This window comes from Sporosarcina luteola (assembly GCF_007991495.1).
Classification (GTDB): Bacteria; Bacillota; Bacilli; order Bacillales_A; family Planococcaceae; genus Sporosarcina; species Sporosarcina luteola.
The window spans coordinates 22563-40043 of the sequence record NZ_BJYL01000033.1 but is presented as its reverse complement, the minus strand read 5'-3'; the positions used below and the strand labels follow the sequence as shown (position 1 = coordinate 40043).

General features: G+C 45.0%; 21 protein-coding genes. 18 read left to right on the top strand and 3 right to left on the bottom strand.

The features are described from left to right. The first annotated feature begins 188 nt into the window (after nt 1-188). The 4 genes from dppA (at nt 189) to SLU01_RS12395 (ending at nt 3715) form a co-directional block, all read left to right on the top strand. A complete protein-coding gene (gene dppA, locus SLU01_RS12410) occupies nt 189-1013 on the top strand; it encodes a D-aminopeptidase DppA (RefSeq protein ID WP_147058786.1) in 825 nt (274 codons plus the stop codon). A gap of 110 nt (nt 1014-1123) precedes the next feature. Beyond that, complete coding sequence (locus SLU01_RS12405; RefSeq protein ID WP_147058784.1) at nt 1124-2047, top strand: S66 peptidase family protein; 924 nt, start codon at nt 1124-1126, stop codon at nt 2045-2047. A gap of 59 nt (nt 2048-2106) precedes the next feature. Continuing rightward, nucleotides 2107-3054, top strand: a complete 948-nt coding sequence (locus SLU01_RS12400; RefSeq protein ID WP_147058782.1) for a C40 family peptidase — start codon at nt 2107-2109, stop codon at nt 3052-3054. Nucleotides 3055-3256: 202 nt separating this feature from the next. Next, nucleotides 3257-3715, top strand: a complete 459-nt coding sequence (locus SLU01_RS12395) for an acyl-CoA thioesterase (RefSeq protein WP_174842651.1) — start codon at nt 3257-3259, stop codon at nt 3713-3715. A 54-nt stretch (nt 3716-3769) separates the two neighbouring features. Here SLU01_RS12395 and SLU01_RS12390 read toward each other — a convergent pair whose 3' ends face one another. Continuing rightward, on the bottom strand, nt 3770-4243 hold the full coding sequence (locus tag SLU01_RS12390) for an immunoglobulin-like domain-containing protein (RefSeq protein WP_147058778.1): 474 nt from the start codon (nt 4241-4243) through the stop codon (nt 3770-3772). A 117-nt stretch (nt 4244-4360) separates the two neighbouring features. Between SLU01_RS12390 and SLU01_RS12385 the strand changes: the two genes are divergently transcribed. Genes SLU01_RS12385 through mazF form a run of 3 tightly spaced genes read left to right on the top strand, consistent with a single transcriptional unit; the run spans nt 4361 to nt 5925 of the window. Then, a complete protein-coding gene (locus SLU01_RS12385; RefSeq protein ID WP_147058776.1) occupies nt 4361-5311 on the top strand; it encodes a hypothetical protein in 951 nt (316 codons plus the stop codon). 54 nt (nt 5312-5365) lie between these two features. Further along, the gene (locus SLU01_RS12380; protein ID WP_147058774.1) at nt 5366-5596 is read left to right on the top strand and encodes an AbrB/MazE/SpoVT family DNA-binding domain-containing protein; all 231 of its coding nucleotides are present in this window, start codon (nt 5366-5368) and stop codon (nt 5594-5596) included. Continuing rightward, nucleotides 5590-5925 (top strand): endoribonuclease MazF, encoded by a 336-nt coding sequence (gene mazF, locus SLU01_RS12375; RefSeq protein WP_147058772.1) that lies wholly within the window; start codon nt 5590-5592, stop codon nt 5923-5925. The genes SLU01_RS12380 and mazF overlap by 7 nt, the downstream gene beginning before the upstream one ends. A gap of 5 nt (nt 5926-5930) precedes the next feature. Here the strand turns inward: mazF and SLU01_RS12370 are convergent, their stop codons facing one another. Further along, nucleotides 5931-6299 (bottom strand): VOC family protein, encoded by a 369-nt coding sequence (locus SLU01_RS12370; RefSeq protein WP_147058770.1) that lies wholly within the window; start codon nt 6297-6299, stop codon nt 5931-5933. Nucleotides 6300-6715: 416 nt separating this feature from the next. Here SLU01_RS12370 and SLU01_RS12365 point away from each other — a divergent pair, with 416 nt between their 5' ends. The 10 genes from SLU01_RS12365 to SLU01_RS12325 all read left to right on the top strand — a co-directional run bounded on the left by SLU01_RS12365 (nt 6716) and on the right by SLU01_RS12325 (nt 16511). Further along, nucleotides 6716-7498: a hypothetical protein gene (locus tag SLU01_RS12365; RefSeq protein WP_147058768.1), complete on the top strand. Its 783-nt coding sequence runs from the start codon at nt 6716-6718 to the stop codon at nt 7496-7498. Beyond that, nucleotides 7495-8148 carry a hypothetical protein gene (locus SLU01_RS12360; RefSeq protein ID WP_147058766.1) on the top strand — a complete coding sequence of 218 codons (654 nt, stop codon included), beginning with the start codon at nt 7495-7497 and terminating at the stop codon, nt 8146-8148. Before SLU01_RS12365 ends, SLU01_RS12360 begins: the two co-directional genes overlap by 4 nt. A gap of 2 nt (nt 8149-8150) precedes the next feature. After that, the gene (locus tag SLU01_RS12355; protein WP_147058764.1) at nt 8151-8519 is read left to right on the top strand and encodes a GntR family transcriptional regulator; all 369 of its coding nucleotides are present in this window, start codon (nt 8151-8153) and stop codon (nt 8517-8519) included. Continuing rightward, entirely contained in the window at nt 8512-9231 is a 720-nt protein-coding gene (locus SLU01_RS12350; protein WP_147058763.1) for an ABC transporter ATP-binding protein, read from the top strand. Before SLU01_RS12355 ends, SLU01_RS12350 begins: the two co-directional genes overlap by 8 nt. Continuing rightward, a complete protein-coding gene (locus SLU01_RS12345; protein ID WP_147058761.1) occupies nt 9228-10145 on the top strand; it encodes an ABC transporter ATP-binding protein in 918 nt (305 codons plus the stop codon). The genes SLU01_RS12350 and SLU01_RS12345 overlap by 4 nt, the downstream gene beginning before the upstream one ends. Continuing rightward, nucleotides 10123-11106, top strand: a complete 984-nt coding sequence (locus SLU01_RS12340) for an ABC transporter permease (protein ID WP_147058759.1) — start codon at nt 10123-10125, stop codon at nt 11104-11106. Before SLU01_RS12345 ends, SLU01_RS12340 begins: the two co-directional genes overlap by 23 nt. A 324-nt stretch (nt 11107-11430) precedes the next feature. Beyond that, nucleotides 11431-12672, top strand: coding sequence for a helix-turn-helix domain-containing protein (locus tag SLU01_RS12335; RefSeq protein ID WP_147058757.1), 1242 nt, complete (start codon nt 11431-11433; stop codon nt 12670-12672). Continuing rightward, nucleotides 12669-12827 carry a hypothetical protein gene (locus tag SLU01_RS18030; RefSeq protein ID WP_170232702.1) on the top strand — a complete coding sequence of 53 codons (159 nt, stop codon included), beginning with the start codon at nt 12669-12671 and terminating at the stop codon, nt 12825-12827. The genes SLU01_RS12335 and SLU01_RS18030 overlap by 4 nt, the downstream gene beginning before the upstream one ends. Before the next feature lie 547 nt (nt 12828-13374). Then, nucleotides 13375-14382, top strand: a complete 1008-nt coding sequence (locus SLU01_RS12330) for a nuclease-related domain-containing protein (RefSeq protein WP_170232701.1) — start codon at nt 13375-13377, stop codon at nt 14380-14382. A 191-nt stretch (nt 14383-14573) separates the two neighbouring features. Next, a complete protein-coding gene (locus SLU01_RS12325) occupies nt 14574-16511 on the top strand; it encodes a DUF2207 domain-containing protein (protein ID WP_170232700.1) in 1938 nt (645 codons plus the stop codon). Between the two features lie 214 nt (nt 16512-16725). On the opposite strand, the gene mscL is transcribed toward SLU01_RS12325, so the two are convergent. Next, nucleotides 16726-17106: a large conductance mechanosensitive channel protein MscL gene (mscL, locus tag SLU01_RS12320; protein WP_147058753.1), complete on the bottom strand. Its 381-nt coding sequence runs from the start codon at nt 17104-17106 to the stop codon at nt 16726-16728. 91 nt (nt 17107-17197) lie between these two features. Here mscL and SLU01_RS12315 point away from each other — a divergent pair, with 91 nt between their 5' ends. Further along, nucleotides 17198-17419 carry a transcriptional regulator gene (locus SLU01_RS12315; protein WP_147058751.1) on the top strand — a complete coding sequence of 74 codons (222 nt, stop codon included), beginning with the start codon at nt 17198-17200 and terminating at the stop codon, nt 17417-17419. Nucleotides 17420-17481 lie beyond the last annotated feature (62 nt).

Here is a 17481-nt window from a genome sequence, read left to right as displayed (position 1 = left end):
GTTCCTTTGATAATCTGAACCGCCGTCCGGCTAATCGGACGGCGGTTTTTTTAGCGGTTGGAAACCAATAAGCCTATTTCTTTATTTTCTGAAACCATATTGTAGGATTCGCAAAGGTTTGATAGTATTGAAATTACCAAATAATCAATCTAACCTTTATTTAGATAGAAGGAACGGGGGAAATCGTTTTGAAGATTTACGTATCCGTCGATATGGAAGGCATTACGGGGTTGCCTGATTATACGTTTGTCGATTCGGCAAGGCATAATTATGAGCGTGCACGGCGTATTATGACGGAGGAGGCAAATGCAATCATTCGCGCTGCAATCGGGCAGGGAGCGGAGCAGGTTCTCGTCAATGACAGCCACTCCAAAATGAATAATTTACTAGTGGAAGAGCTGCATCCTGATGCAGATTTGATAACAGGAGATTTAAAAGCATTATCGATGGTGCAAGCATTGGATAATTCTTTTGACGGCGCCATATTCGCAGGATACCATGCGAGGGCCGGGCAACCCGGTGTGATGAGCCACTCGATGACTTTCGGGGTTCGGACAATGTTTATCGATGATGTGGAAATCGGTGAGCTTGGTCTGAATGCTTATGTGGCTGGACATTACGGAGTGCCTGTCATCATGGTTGCAGGGGATGATTGCGCATGCCGGGAAGCTGAAGCGTTAATCCCGGGCGTAGTGACGGCGGCCGTGAAGCAATCGATTTCTCGATCCGCCGTAAAGACGCTCCATCCGAAAAAGGCTCACGCATTATTGGAAGTAAAGACGGCGGAAGCGATCAAAAACCGTGCTTCCATACAACCGCTAGTCCCTCCAACGAATCCGACTTTGCGAATTGAGTTCACGAATTACGGACAGGCGGAATGGGCGGCTCTTATGCCTGGCTGTGAAATTGAATCAGGCACGACGATTGTGAAATTTGAAGCGAAAGATATTTTAGAGGCATACCGGGCAATGCTCGTAATGGTTGAATTGGCGATGCAAACAAAGTTCTGCTAAGATAAGAACTAATTCACAGTCGCGGTGTCCTTCATGGCGCCGCGATATTTTCATTGGTGCCTGCCACCCTAAAAGGCAGGCACCTAAAAAGGAGAGAGGGGTGCTGGGATTTGAGGATACGACCGAAACGGCTTGAAAGAGGGGATACGATTGGGATTGTTGCACCGTCGAGCCCACCGAATCAAGAAAGTCTTCAACGTTCGCTTGCTTTTTTAGAGCAGCTCGGCTTGAAATGGAGATTCGGAAAGCACGTCAACAATGTAAACGGTTATCTTGCAGGAAGCGACGACGAACGGCTGCAAGATTTGGAAGAGATGTTCGCCGACCCGTCCATCGCGGGTATCATTTGTGCAGGGGGCGGCTATGGCTCTGCCCGATATACGGACCAGCTCGATTTACAGCTCATTAAAGAAAACCCTAAGATATTTTGGGGATTCAGTGACATCACTTTCTTGCATACAGCCATCGGACTTTATTCCAATCTCGTCACTTTCCACGGCCCGATGCTGGCTTCATGTGTCGGAAAAGACACCTTCCATGAGCTATCCGCGAAAATGTTCCAGCAACTATTCGAACCGATGGAACTGCACTATACAGAAGACATCTCTCCGCTGACATCATTACAAGGCGGAGTTGCGCAAGGTGAAATTGTCGGCGGCAACCTATCATTGCTCACGAACACAATCGGTACAAAATTTGAAATCGATACGAAAGACAAGCTGCTTTTCATCGAAGATGTCGGCGAGGAGCCATATCGGGTGGATGGCATGTTGAACCAGTTGCGAATGGCAGGGAAGTTGGCTGACGCAGCCGGTTTTGTCATTGGAGATTTCTCAGAAGCCGAGCCGAAAGCAGGACGAGGGACCTTGACGTTGGATGAAGTGTTCCGCAATTATATGGGGGGCTTGGGAAAGCCTGTTGTGGAGGGCTTCAAGATAGGTCACTGCGAGCCCCATTTCGCGATTCCGCTAGGCGTTTTAGCAAAGCTCGATGCAGATAAGAAAACCTTGACGATTTTGCCGGGGGTGGAATAAAAGCGCTCGGATTGGATTAAGCAAGGATGGGGTTTATCGAAGGAAAGGGGGGAAGTGCAATGACAGAGGTATCTGTAAATATGTATGCATGCGCGGTTCCGGTTGCGACGGTTTGGACTTCGCCGGAATCCGCACGGGAATTGGACACGGAAGGTGTTTCAAACCCGCTGCAGTTGAATAAAAGGCTGGAGAAGCTTACGTATGAGGAGCGTCTCGATCTTTGCAATGGCAATCGCGTGCAGACGCAATTGTTATATGGAGAGCCGGTCATTGTGGATGAAGTGGATGGAGAGTGGGCGAAGGTAATTGCGGTTTGGCAACCGTCGAAAAAGGACGAGAGAGGTTATCCAGGCTGGGTGCCGGTTGCGCAGTTGAAGAAGGCTGGGCCGCTTGAAGAAGCTGGCGGGTTCATAAGAGTGACAGTTTCGAAGTCGCAACTTTGGCATACGGACGGAACACCATTTATGATTGTTGCATTTAACACAATTCTTCCATTGACCGATGAAAGCGAAGAATATTTTCGTGTGACAACGCCAGATGGAGAGGCGTTGGTGCTGAAAACGGATATCGTTCGTGCTTCTTCAGTCCACCAATTTAAAAAGAGGCCGGCAGCGTCCGCTGTTGAAGAAGGAATGGCTTATTTGGATCTCCCTTATTTCTGGGGGGGCATGTCATCATACGGCTATGATTGTTCAGGCTTCACGTACAATATGCTGAAAGCTTGCGGGCATTTCATTCCACGCGATGCGGGAGATCAGGCGAAAAGTGGCGAAGAGATCCCGATGGGTGATCCATCTAGCTGGGAGAAAGGTGATTTGGTGTTTTTCGCGAATGATGAAGGGAAAGGCAATGTCCGCCATGTCGGGTTTTACTATGGAAACGGTTTGATACTTCACTCGCCGTCTACGGGACAGTCAGTGGAATTGTTGAAATTGTCCGGGTCGAAACTGGAGCGTGAAATCTGCGCGGTTCGTCGGTATGGCAAGGAAGAGCGGAAAACTGAATGACAGAAAAGAGTGAGGGAAGCAGTCGGGTCGTCCTAAGTTTTCGGGACGGCTTTTTTTATGGGTTGCGGGTAGGTGAGTGCATGAAGTGAACGAAACTATGCTCGCGGAAATACAACGGCGCTTGTTCATCATTTTATTATAAAAAAGGGTATACTGGAGGAAGATATTGAAAGGGAGATGAACGATTTTGGAACAACGGCCAATGAGTCATTCACGTACAATTATCACAAAGCTCGTACTACCGCCGGATGCAAATCATTTGGACACGATTTTCGGTGGTAAGGTCCTCGCATACATAGACGAAATTGCGGCTATCACGGCGATGAAGCATTCAAACAAAGCGGTCGTCACGGCATCCATTGACTCGGTGGACTTTCTGTCATCGGCGACGGTTGGGGATGTGCTCGAACTTGAAGCGGTCGTCAGCTCGACAGGACGCACGTCTATGGAAGTGTTTGTGACAGTGCATTCGATGGATTTATTATCAGGAGCGAAAAAGCTTACAACAGAGTCGTTTTTGACGATGGTCGCCATGGATGCGGAGAATAAACCGACACCCGTCCCCGGCGTCTACCCGGAGACCGATGCGGAAAAACGGTTGTTTGATACGGGACCTGCACGTCGGGATCATCGGAAACTACGCAGGGAAATTAAACATTGAAGGAAAGCCGCCTAGTAAATCGGGCGGCTTTTTGAATGGAAATTATACGATTCTTCATTCCACAAAAAACGGAGCGGCGACGGAAACTTCATGGTACGGCTCCCCGCTGGAAAGGAAAGTTTTAACGAGTCGGTAATCTCCCTGAATGAGCGTAATGCCAAGTGTCTCGACTGAGAAGGTTTGCTCGCCCGTTTCACCGTCCTTTAAGGTGTTGCCGAAATCACGGAAGCTCGGATTTTTGAGGAATACGGCGTCTGAATAGGTGACGACATGCCATTGGCCGTCAATCTTCATCTCGATATGGTAGAACTCGCCTAATCGGTACGTCTGTCCACTGTCATTTCGGATGATGGTACGGATGGTTACGGGCGATTTTTCGAATGTATCTTCTACAAGCTCCAAAGATAACCCTTCTTCTGATGAAGGCATCACTTGGCCCGGCGCGGGATCGGGCAGGATAGGTACAGTCGGTTCTTTCGTGCAAGCTACTAATAACAATGCGAAAACCATGAAGACAATTCGTTTCATCGTGATCACCTCTACTAAGAGTATATAGTGAATTTGCTCCGGAAACATTGATGTGTATCAAGCTTTAATGAAACCTAGAAGGGACTATTTCCGTATAAAAGGAAAGGAGTGAATACGATGAGGACGGATATACAGGAACGGCAAATGGAATTGACGATGCTGCGGAATGAGCGGAATCGTGTGAAGCGCCGGCTGGATGGGGCGGAGGCGCAATATAAGGAAGCAGCCCAATTACGGGATCGGCTTCATCGGCAATTGTCGAAGGAGCAGCAGGATGTTGTGAAGCTTGGGAAGTTCTCATTTGCGAATAAAATAAAAGAGTGGACGGGCAAATGGGATGAGCAGATGGAAAAGGAAATCAATGAAGTCGCGGAAGTCGAGTTAAAATACAATGAGGCTGAGAAAACGGTGACGGATTTGGAAGCGGAAGTGAGACGACTGCGTGCCGAGATGAATCGGGAGGATTTTCATTATATCGATGAAGATTGGGCGGATTTCTTGAAGGAGAAAGAGACGTGGATCCGGCAAAACGATTCGGTGGCGAACGGCACATTGCAGAGAATCGCGGATGACCGGGTGCGCGTTAGGTCGTTAATGCGTGAAATCGACGAGGCGTACGAAGCGGGCGACAAGGCGATTCGTACGCTTGACGCCGCACTCGATAAGCTGGGCAATGCGGAAGGCCTGTCAATGTGGGACACGTTTTTAGGCGGCGGCCTTATTGTTTCCGCGATGAAGTATTCGGAGATGAACAGCTCGGACGACCTTGTTCACCGTGCGCAGCGGGCTCTTAGGCATTATGAAACTGAATTGATGGACGTGCAAAATGTCGCATCCGACTCATTCAAAGTAAATCAAAATGACTTTTTCACGTTTACGGATATATTCTTTGATAATATCTTCTCCGACTGGGCAGTTCATTCGCGCATTACAGACGCGAAAGGCAAATTGAATGTCGTCCTTCAAGACGTCCGCCGCGTGCAAGACCAATTACGGCGGAAGCGTGATGAAGCGATGGAGGAGTTAAATCGGTTGGATCAGCAGGAGAAGGATATTATTGTTTCGTGATTGACAATCCGCACTGTCGTTTATACAATGTGTATACAAAGGCGGTGTGTAGACATGTACCAAGTGAAAAAGTGGGGGAATAGTCTAGGTATCCGTATTCCTAAGTCGGTTAGCGATGAACTATTACTTCGCGAAGATTCCGAGGTTTATTTATACGTGGAAAATGATCGTTTAATTATTGAGCCAAAGAGAAAATCACTTCAGACATTGGTTGATGATATAACGGAAGATAATATCCATTCGGAAATCGAATTTGGAAGGCCTGAGGGAGGGGAAGTGTGGTGAAGTATGTGCCGGAACGCGGTGATATTATCTGGCTATCTTTCTCGCTGCAATCAGGTGTGGAACAGGCGGGAAGACGACCGGCTATTGTTTTGTCGCCTTCCGTTTATAATGAAAAATCAGGATTAGTTCTCGTTTGTCCAGTAACTTCAAAGCGAAAAGGTTATCCATTTGAAGTTGCACTTGGTGATACATTGACAACTTCTGGAGCAGTTCTCTCAGACCAAGTTCGTAGTTTAGATTGGCGCGCGAGAGAGGCAAATTTCATCGAAAGGATTAATGATGCGGCGCTTGCGGATATTCTTGAAAATACCCGTTTGCTGCTGGATTGATGGTCTTAATCAAACTCTAAAAACTCAATGCGATTGCCGAACGGGTCGTGTGTGAAAAAGCGGCCGCGCCCATCGATTGGCGGCTCTTCGGTGATTTCGTATCCAGCCGTCTCCAAATGGGATTTCAACACATTAAGCGCATGTACGGTAAAGCCGGGATGCGCTTTTTTGGCGGGTGTAAAATCAGTCTGGATGCCAATATGGATTTCTTGTGCGCCACATTGGAACCAGCAGCCACCGCGTGCTTGCAGGTTTTCAGGTTTCGGAATTTCCTTCATTCCGAGCAGTTTGCCGTAAAATTGTCTCGCTTGCTCCTCTGAATTTGGAGGTGCGGCTAGTTGGATATGGTCGATGCCTGTGAGGAATTTAGTCATATGGATCGCTCCTTTAAGGTTGTTATCTTAAGTGTAGGGGAGTTTGCGGGGAAGGGCTATGACGGGATTTGAAACTATTAACATAATAAAACCTTATAGAATAATAAATACGGCATAAGTTTATCCCTTTTCTAAACTAGGAAGAGGGATTTTGTTATTTCCGAGGCGGACATTTGGTGGTTCCTTAGTCCTGAAATGACAATATAACTTGGGAAATGATCGATAAATTTCTGTTACGGCAAATACGGGGCATTGTTGGCACTATTCTGTGCCATTTAAAAGGTTTTCATTAGTTCAGATTAACACCAAATCATGACCTTCGAATCAAACTTCAATAAACAATCAAATTCCTTTGCAACTCAGAATACTATAGTGTACTATGTAACTAATACACCAGTACAGAAGGAGGTAGAAAGGTGAAGCAGTGGAATGGTTTATTGCAAAAGGAATGGGTGCAGTGGAGAGGACAGATCATCGTAGTGATTTTCCTGCTATTGGCGGGATTGTTCATACTGCCCTACTTTGCGAGGGTACTTACAGTAGGGGAAGTTTCCGTATTTGAAATTACGATGGTTATCAGTTTCGTAGCGGCCGGTGCGTGTGTTTTGGTCCCTGTCATTGCGTTTTCTATGATGTTCAACAAAGAGATGAAAAGGCCGGATTTATGGTTTCATTCCACAGCTTCCACGGTGAAGCTTGTGGTGGTGAAAATGGTGATGTCAGCTGGATTGGGCTTGGCATACTTGCTAGTTACAGCATTTGTCGTTGCAATCAGATATGCAATTACACCTCAACCGGAAGCCATTTTCAATGAGTTGTTATTTTACGGAAGTTTGCTCATCAGCGCAGTTTTTCTCGCTTCTATCCAGTTCATGGTTTACGGCTTTTTTTTTATTGTCATCGATCAGTTGTTGAAACCGTTTCTAAAAAGCTTTTCCTTTGTTGTGACATTAATTTTATTCATTATTTCAGTAAGGATGTATGGAGAGGTTACAGGCTCCTATGTTTATGATAAATTCATCCGGGTTGGCAGCTTCGATTTGATGTCAATAAAGAACCCGGCGATTGATCTTCAATATGATTATTTCACTGTCACGAATACCGTGTTGTACGCAGGAGAGTTCCTAGTTGCCGTTATCTTTACTGTCGGCCTGTTCTACTTGGCAATTGCCTTATTTGAGAAGAGGGTGAGGCTATGACGAGCTGGAGCGGTTTATTAAGAAAAGAGTGGATGATTTTAAGATACTCACTGATCACGTTTGCCCTGGTCTTTGTCGTGATAGCCGTATCAAGTTTTGCACCTATGGCGGTTGGCGGTATTATGGACGGCATCGAGCTTACTCAAATGTTTTCGACGATGCTTACGCTGATGGCAGCTTCGTTTTTCCTTCATAGTCTTCATACAGATACGAAGCAGCCTGATTTATGGCTTCACTCACCTTTTTCGATAGTGAAGCTTTTGGGTGCCAAGACCTTCATGGCAATTCTAACTGTTTTTGGAGGTTTCATCATTTGGAGCGGAATAGGGGTAGGTGCCTATTTCATTGGCGGTTTTGCAGGTGGAATTCCAGGACTTACACCATTGTTGAAAGTACTCCTTAATACGTTCCTCTTCATTTCTGCGGGCCTGCTGATTTGGGTGATCTATAAGATTTTAGAAGTCAGGATTGGTTGGTTGGCCTCATTGATTTCACTAATCCCCATCTCTATCGCAGTTATGATATGGGGATTTCTAATTGCAGTATGGGAGACGTTGGAACTCCCTGTTAGTTCGATTATTTACATCATCGTTTCAATTGCATTATTTGCAAGCGGCGCAATATTGCTTGAAAAGAAAGTGAGGTACTGACGATGAGCATTGACTTTTTACCGGATAAGCCGATTTACCAGCAGCTCATCGACCGGATTTTGGGGGATATTATGCGGGGCACGCTTGCGGCGGGAGAAAAATTGCCGTCCGTCCGTGAATACGCGGTGGAAGTTGGCGTGAATGCGAATACGATGCAGCGCGTTTACAAGGAGTTGGAGCAGATGGAGATCACTGAAACGAGAAGGGGGCAGGGATCATTCGTGACGGAGGATCAGAAAAAGATTTTAGCGCTTCGGGATGAAATGAAGGAGCAACTCGTGACGACGTTTCTTCAAAGTGTGGCGGCATTCGGATTTACGACCGATGAAATAGTAAAGTGTCTGCAGGAACGGGGTGGCGAACATGATTGAATTGGAACATATCGTAAAGAAATATGGGAGTAAAAGGGCATTGCAAGACGTGACTTTGTCCATTCCAAGAGGTAAAGTGATTGGGCTTGTTGGTGAAAATGGGAGCGGCAAGTCGACGCTATTAAAGATGATGGCGGGTTTATTGACACCGAATAGCGGAGCCGCAACGTTTGACGGAGAACCGATCACACGGCGGATTGCTGCTCAAATAGCATATATGTCCGACACGGATGATTTCTATACGTACTTCACCGTGCAACAGCTTATCGATTTCTATGCATCGCAATTTGACGATTTTGATGTCATTAAAGCGAAAGAAATCGTGCAATTTCTGAACGTGGCGCTTGGTGCAAGGATAAAAAGCTTGTCGAAAGGGAACCGGGGACGGGTGAAAATTGCGGTAACGCTTGCACGTGAAGCGGATGTCTATTTGCTCGATGAACCGTTCTCCGGCCTTGACCCGATGGTACGGGACGATATTGCGAAAGGACTTATTAGGTTTACGGACACGGAGCGTCAGACGGTCATCATGTCAACGCATGAGATCCGGGAAGTCGAGCCGTTGTTAGATGACATTATCGTTATGCGCGGAGGAGTCGTCATTGCCCATGAAGCGGTTGACGAAATCCGTGACTTCTATGGGATGGACGCAACGAGTTGGATGGTGTCGTTGTTCAAGAATCAGCAAGTGGAAAGGGAGTTGGGAAAATGAAACCGGTAGTGGAACTGAAGAATTTATCTAAAACGATTGGAAGTAAGAAAATTATCGATAGCTTAAATTTGTCATTGTATCCAGGGCAAATCACGGGCTTCCTCGGTCCGAATGGGGCTGGGAAAACGACGACGATCCGGATGATGGTCGGCTTGATGAAACAGACAGGGGGAGACGTCATCATCGAAGGAATATCACTTCGAGATAATTTTGAGGAAGGTCTTTCGAAAGTAGGGGTCATCGTTGAAAATCCGGAAATGTATAAGTTCATGTCTGGGTATAAGAATTTAGTGCATTTCGCGCGCATGCATAAAGGCGTGACGAAGGAGCGGATTGATGAAGTTATCCGCCAAGTCGGAATGCAAAACCGTATTCATGAAAAAGTGGGGACGTATTCACTAGGAATGCGTCAACGACTTGGATTGGCGCAAGCGTTATTGCACCGTCCGAAGTTTTTAATCTTGGATGAACCGACAAATGGACTCGATCCAGCTGGAATCCGTGAATTCCGTCAATACTTGCGTCAAATTGCAGAAACGGAAGGCGTGTCCGTCTTCGTTTCAAGCCATATGCTGTCTGAAATCGAGCTGATGTGCGACCGGATCGCGGTTATCCAGAACGGTAAGCTGATTGATATACGGGAAATGTCTGAGACAAAGGAATCCTATTATTATATAGAAGCAACACCTCTTGAGAAGGTGAAGGAGCTGCTTGTGAATGAAGGCTTAGCGGTAGAGGTTTTCAAAAACGGCTTCCTCGTAAATGCGGAACAGCAACAGATTCCGGGAATAATACGTTCGTTCATTGCAGAAGGCCTGGAAGTTTTTGCGGTACAGCCGCATAAGAAAACGTTGGAAGATGAGTTCTTAGAGATGACTGGAGGTGGCCAGATTGCTGAATCTTATGCGAAATGAATGGATGAAATTATGGCATAAAAAAGGGACGTGGGTGATGGTCGCGATTTTAATCGTGATTACAGCCGGAATGATGGCGCTAATGAAGTGGATCAGTATTCAGGATTCTAATTTTGACAACGGTTCGGGGTTATCGGTAGAAGTACAAGCTGAAAGCATTCCGGATTGGCATGAAGGCGTCCAAGGGGATTTAGCGTCCATTCAAACTAGGCTTGCAGATGATTCACTGACGAAGTCCGAGCGCAAAAAGCTTGAAGGTGAGGAAAAAGTCGCTGAATACCGCCTTGCGAATAATATTGAACCGGAAGATCATTTCAGCAGAGAAGGTATGATCAAACAGCCTGCAGACATTGGCGGGACGGTATTGTTGCTGACAGTCATCGTAGCGGCCGGCATTGTCGCTTCCGAGTTTTCACAAGGGACGATTAAAATGTTGCTGACACGCCCCGTGAAGCGGTGGAAGATCCTTACTTCAAAATTTCTCACAGTGAATTTATTCGGTATTTTACTTATGGTGATCGGCTATATCGTTTATATCCTTTTGGCGATGATTTTATTCAAATCAGGAACAGGCCAGGATCTTGTTTGGAATGGCAAAGAAGTGGTAGAAGCATCCGTTTGGGGCCAGAGCCTCTATATGTTGCTTCTGTCATTCGGCAGTGTATTCGTCACTTCAACATTCGCTTTCGCGGTAGGCAGTGTATTCCGCTCAAGCTCACTCGCGATCGGATTGTCGCTGTTCATTTACTTCACAGGAACGACAATTTCCGCAATGCTTTCGAAATATGAAGTAGCGAAATACTTGCTGTTCACACATATGGATTTGACACAGTTCGAAACAGGCATGATGTTGGTTGAAGACATTACAATGCCATTCTCACTCACTGTGCTGGCAGTTTACATCGTCGTATTCCTCGTCATCAGTTATTCAACATTCGTAAAACGTGACGTAACTGCTTGATTGTAGGTATCTTCAAATACGTAATGAATGATTTGCCCAACACCGGCTGCATGATAGCCGGTGTTTTTTAGTTCTTTAGAATTATGTAAATGCCATTTTAGGGGTGGATAGATAGAGGACATACTTGCGAAAACCGTCGATTTCTATCAGATTTTTCCCGATTTCCTATAGTCGAAATGTTTGTTACAGTGAAATTAGCCTCCTAATGAAAATCCCATACATTAGGTAAGAAAACAGTCCCTTACTCCCCCGGGACTGTTTTCTCATGTGCTCTGCAACTAAACATGATAATGTTTGAATAGTGGGAAATTTAAAGAGGTGATCATGTTGAACGTCGGATCCATCCTGAAATACTACCGTATGAAAAACGATATGACACAGGCGGAGCTATGTGAAGGCATCTGTTCCATCTCACATTTAAGCAAAATCGAGTCGAATAAATACGATCCCCATGCTGAAACCATGAATAATTTGTTCAAGCGGATGAACATTGAATGGGAGCGGGAAATTGATACGTATGCCTATTGGAAAGAAAAATTGGAAACCTTCATCATGCACTCAGTCTACTACGACTTGAAATCGATGGAACAAGCTTACATAGAGCTCTCCAGTCAAGAGGACTACTTGCAATCTACCGACCTCGTAAACAGATACGAGCTCTATAAACTACGCTTCTATTTATTCAAACAGGACATGCCCCGCGCCACCCAACAAGTATCCATTTTAAAGCGGATGGAGTCGTCATTTACGGACTACGAAAAAGGCATTTCGAAGGTCATTCATTTAATGTACGACATTTTCTCCCAAAACTTCGAAGAAGCGGAGGAACAATTAAAGAAAATTGACGAAAACCGCGAACGGATTCCCTATATGTTCGAAGGCGAGCTGTTCTATCAGAAAGCTTATTTGCTGCACGGCAGAACACAATACGGCAAGTCAACATATTACGCAGAATTGGCCGTTGATCATTTTCGGAAAGACTGCAATTACATACGGTTGCTGCATGCGCAACTGCTATTGGCGATCAATTATACAAATCGAGACTTCATCCTGCAGGCGGAAGGCTTGTTTAAAATCATACTACGCAATGCCAAAATGATGGAATTTGATCAACTATACCAAGGCGCTTTATATAATTACTCCGAACTGCAAAACCGCCGAGGTCTCCACAAATCTGCATATGCTTTATTAAAAGAGTTAAAGTCGCTCATCGGGCCGGGCACGGATTATTATCAAGCCGTTCTGATTCACCTGCTTCACACAGCAACAGAAGAAAATATGGAGATGGATTCCTTAATTGATGAATTAGATGTGATTGTTGAAAGGAAAAAAGACCCGTATTTAAGGATGTTGGGGACCTACTTTAGAAAGTCAAAAATTTCCCAACAAGAACTTTTTGACTATTGTGAAGAAACTGCATTTCCTTTTCTCGTCAAACATGGTTATATAAGAGAAGCAAGGAGTATGGCATGGAAATTGGCAAACTATTACCGAACCATCGGAAATGATGGACAAGCGGATAAATATAGTTTGTATTACTTTATCAAAGGAGATGAAGAACCATGAAAAAGAAACTGTCTGTTCTATTACTAGCTGCATTATTTGCCTCGTTTGCCGGAGCGGGAAGCGCTATGGCAATGGAGCCGAACGACAATGTGGATGCTAGTGCGATTGGCCGGGAAAACTTTGCTCCACCACAAATCCTGCCTCCCCAAGTATAACATTAAGAAAAGGTGTCCCTCAGCCGATCAAGGCCGCGGGACACCTTTTCAATTTTGCAGACAACCTGACGCGATTCCCCCAAAAAAGAAAAGCACCTCAACAATCACTTATGATTGTTGAAAGTGCTCACAAGACCAAACGTAGTGCCGATTAAAATGAATGCAAACAATGTGTACATGATGTATAAGAACCACATGAAGACTTCACTCCTTTTTATGCTAATCCTACATTCCATTGTATCATTAGTCCGCACGGTAGGCAACGAGCGACACAGGGTTGTCGAATTTTTGAGGGGTGTGAGGAGGAATTTTTATGAGAAGTAGTTGTGTTAGGTAAAAGGTCCTGATTTGGTGATATAATGACGGATTCAATAGATATAAATTGATATTCAATCGATATGTTGCCGTATTCAATAGATAAACCCAATTATTCAATAGATAATCTAGCAGATTCAATAGAAAATTTTTAGTATGCCTATTTCTGCAGAAAGCCTCTTATGGAAAAAGCATTTTCACCATGTTACAATCATTTTTGGAGGTGCTTTTATTGATAATTAAGAAGAAAAAGAATTCCGGTAAATTGTTGGGACTGGAAAGGTTATTTCAAAGATTACCCGATCATCATCCACGCTACTTAAGTATTGAAAATGCTTTAAAAGCAACTCGGGCAGGCGAGAATGGTGAAAGACTACTAGCAGAGGTTTTTCATAAGTATCAATTCCCGTTTGAACATTACATATTTCATGATTTGCATCTACGGTCAACCGGGCGGTTTCAAATAGACACACTCTTTCTTTGCAAGCAAGGGGTGGTTATTCTTGAGATGAAAAACATTGCAGGTCGCATTAGTTTTCCAGCAGATCAGAACCAAATTATCCGTACCCTGGATAACGGCCAAACAGATTCATTTGAATGTCCATCCATTCAACTCAATCGCAATCAAATTTTGCTAGAAGATTGGTTTTACGCACGAAACATGTCTATACCTATTTTAAAAGCAGTGGTTTTTCCACGGCCGCAACAGCAATTTGAAAATACGCGAACCAATTTGACAATTTTATTTCCCCTAGAAATACCCGTATTCCTACGAAACATCGGAGAACAATCCCCAACTCTCGATGATACTCAACTGAGAAGCATAGCAACAGCTTTGATGGAAAGCCATCGTGATTACAACCCTTTTCCCTTATCATCAAATTACAATATTTCACCTAACGAATTAAAAACAGGCGTACGTTGCGGGCAATGTGGTCTATTTGGCATGCAATCCATTCACAAAGGATGGGGATGTAACCAATGTGGCTATACAGACCAGTACGGGCATATACCAGGAATGTTAGATTTCTTTATGTTGGTGAATAATCGGATTTCAAATAAAGAATGCAGGCACTTCCTTCAACTCCAAAGTCATCAAAAAGCAAATCGGATATTAAAGCAACTAGAAATACCATCACAAGGAGAGAAAAAAGGCAGAGTCTATATTGCTGGCTTGAAGGAGATAGAATCACTGTCAAAAAGAGCCGCAGAGTATGAATCAAAGGTCCCGATCTGGTGATATATTTGCAGATTCAATAGATAAAATCCATTATTCGATAGATAACTCATTTGATTCAATAGATAAAACTAAAGATTTGATAGATAACTACTAATTCCCTGCTGCCAAGTATGCTAATTAACCCTATTTTATGCAATATTGAAACCCCCAATCCACATCCGACGTAAGACAATCAAAAGGAGGTGTTTACGGTGAGGAAAGTATTACTACTGATGATGACGCTATTCATACTTTCACCAACCACCACACATGCGAAGTCATACACGGTGGACCGGGTGCAGATTAAGGGGTGGGTGCAGCCGGATGGGGAGATGTTGGTCAATGAGGTGTTCACGTATACGATGGATGGCTCGTTTTCGCGGTTGACGCGCTCGTTCCCGGAGGAGCATATTGGCCAGGTCCGCAATTTTGAGGCATATGTGATTCACGATGAGGGCCCTGTCGTCGGGGAGATTGATGATTCAACCTTGTCGAAGGCGGAGGTGTCTGCGAAGGGTGTTACTTATTCGACTTCCGTTCAGGCGGAGAATGAAACCGTGTCTGTTTTATACGTTTATAGGATGCAGAATGCGGTGAAGTCGTATGATACATACAGTGATTTGGCCGTCACCTTTTTCGAGGACGGGGTCAATCATGACGAGGACATAAATAATATAAGCATTGATTATGTGTTGCCGGGGGATGTGGGGGAGAGTAGCGTTAATGGTTTTATTCATGACCGTGCAGGGCAAGTGCATAAGGTTTATCGCAACGGGGTGTCGTTTCATACGCCCAAGTCGGCTGCATATACAGAGACGGGGACCCGTGTATTTTTTCCTTCAATGATTATGACGGAGCAGAGTAAGTATACCGCGCCGCTTCCTTTGCAAGACGCTATCCGGCAAGAACGTGATTTGATTGCCAAAAATGAATCCAGATGGTCTAATATTCCTTTTGCAATTAAAGTGGCCGATGGATTGCGCATTATATTCATGGTGTTGATCGTGCTAATCCTTCTTTTGAGACAACGAATTTTTCCGCTATTCGGCAGCACAGATCTCGTTTTACGGACCGATCCAACGTATTTAGCGTTTGTCGACCGGAATGGAAAGTTTAACCGAAAAAGCTTTTTGTCCGGCCTATTCTCGCTCGTTGAAAAAGGTGTCATTAAAGTGGAAATGACGGATTCGGCTGCGCGCTTCCTGGACAAGAAGGGTTCGCCTGAAAAAACGCTTGTTTTCCATCTGCTCCAGTCAAATGAACAATTGAAGAAGTCCAATCAGAAATTACTGCCGCATGAACAATATTTGATGACCTGGTTATTCAAAGGGAGGGTCGGCCACAGAAAATTCCATTTGCATGATATGGCGGGTCCTTCTGAGCATGGCGAAAAAAAGAATCGCAACCATTTGCGAAAGCAACTTCAATTCCATAAAAACCATGAAACATGGCATGAGGATGTGCTTCAGCTCATGATTGAGGCGGGTGCGTTATCGACGAGGCTGCCGAAAATAATCAAAATGGCCATCTTCTTTCTGCTTACAGTCGCAATAATATTCGGATTTTACGCGGATGGGGCAGGTGGTTGGGGAATTGCATTTCCTGTCATTGTTGCTATTCTCGGTTATTACTTTTATATTGCAAATCCAGGAAAGAGATGGCCAGCTATTGTGTTCTTTATCGGTCTTTTTTCTACAGGCGCTCAAACTGCGGATGCGGATCTAACGAACGCAGTCTTGGAGACAGTCATTGTTGGAGCTGTCCTTTTCTTGGTTACGCCAAGGGCAATGACAAAATCATTGACCGCACTTTATACAAAAATGAGCATTGCGAAATTCAGATTGCAAATGAAATGGGGCGTCCCTCAGCATCTGCACCCGGAAGACATCGATCTTTGGATGACGCGAGCATATTTACTGAATTCATCAAAGAAAAGAATGCCGAAGCTGAGAGGGAGGCTGCCGGAAGCCTACCCGTTAACACCGCTATTTGCCATGCAGATGGATCCACTTTATTTCGCCTATTCGACATGGGGTCCACAGATGTCCGCTAGCAAAGGTGGCTCCTCCTACAGTGGAGGTGGCGATTACGGAGGCGGCTACAGCGGCGGCGGAGGAGATGGCGGCGGAGGCGGAGCCGGTGCGGATTGATAAGCATGAGCACGCTTATGGGCTGGTCGCCCTGCGCTCATAGTTTGGAATCCGCGCTCATAGCCCGTCGCCCTGCGCTCATATTCTGGCTTCCGCGCTCATAACTCACCAATACACGCTCATAATATCACAAAGCACAATAAAAAAACTGCAGCCACTCTTCTCTCGAGATGGTCTACAGTCCGATGCCGACTCGTCATAGGGTCGGCATTTTTCATTTTTGTTCGGCTTTCAATAAATCACGGATTTCCTTTAATAATTGCTCTTTCGCATCAATTGCAGGTGTTTCTTCCTTCGCAGGTTCTTCTTTTCGCTTGAATTTCATTAATAAGCGAACAAAAAGGAAGATGGAGAACGCGATGATGAGAAAATCGATGATGGATTGCAGAAATAATCCGTATGGAATTTTTGCTCCCACTACTACTGCGTGAAGCCCTGATACATCGACTTTTCCGGTAAGTGCGGCAATCAGGGGCGTGATGATGTTTTCGACGAGTGATGACACAATCTTACCGAATGCTCCACCGATGACGACAGCGATTGCTAAGTCGAGGACGTTGCCTTTAAATGCAAATTCCTTGAAGTCTTTCCACATTTTCATTACCACCTTTCTGAAGTAAATCATTGTCTAAAAGTTTGTTGTTCGCATATAATAAGAACAAACGTTCCGAATGGAGATGAGTGCGATGAAACGGGAATTGATCAAAATATGCGAGCGCCAGGAATTGGCTGAGATGATCTATATGCGCGCGGATGGGACATTGACAAAGAGGCGCATTCAGATTTTAGCAGTTTGTGAGGATTCATTCAAAGCATATTGCTTTTTCCGCCGCGGGAATCGAACTTTTACGATTGACCGGGTTTTGTCTGTCCAACGTGTTATCAGCCGTGAATCGTGGGCGATATAGAAATCTCACTTTTTCGTTCGTCCAACCAGCTCGTGATTGCATTTCTTGAGAGAAGTCCGATG